This window comes from Hungatella sp. SL.1.14 (assembly GCF_024460495.1).
GTDB lineage: Bacteria > Bacillota > Clostridia > Lachnospirales > Lachnospiraceae > Hungatella > Hungatella hathewayi.
Window position 1 is genome coordinate 1 of the sequence record NZ_JANFYJ010000134.1, and the last position, 423, is coordinate 423.

Here is a 423-nt window from a genome sequence, read left to right on the forward strand (position 1 = left end):
TACTTCTTCTTCCTTAGAAAGGAGGTGATCCAGCCGCACCTTCCGATACGGCTACCTTGTTACGACTTCACCCCAGTTATCAGTCCCGCCTTCGGCAGCTCCCTCCTTGCGGTTGGGTCACTGACTTCGGGCGTTACCAACTCCCATGGTGTGACGGGCGGTGTGTACAAGACCCGGGAACGTATTCACCGCGACATTCTGATTCGCGATTACTAGCGATTCCAGCTTCATGCAGGCGAGTTGCAGCCTGCAATCCGAACTGAGACGTTATTTTTGGGGTTTGCTCCAGATCGCTCCTTTGCCTCCCTTTGTTTACGCCATTGTAGCACGTGTGTAGCCCAAATCATAAGGGGCATGATGATTTGACGTCATCCCCACCTTCCTCCAGGTTATCCCTGGCAGTCTCCCCAGAGTGCCCGACTC

The 423-nt window shown here is 54.1% G+C and carries 1 rRNA gene; it reads right to left on the reverse strand.

Annotated elements, in window-relative coordinates:
* Positions 1-17: 17 nt before the first annotated feature.
* Positions 18-423 (reverse strand): 16S ribosomal RNA (locus NE473_RS30310); the annotation flags it as partial.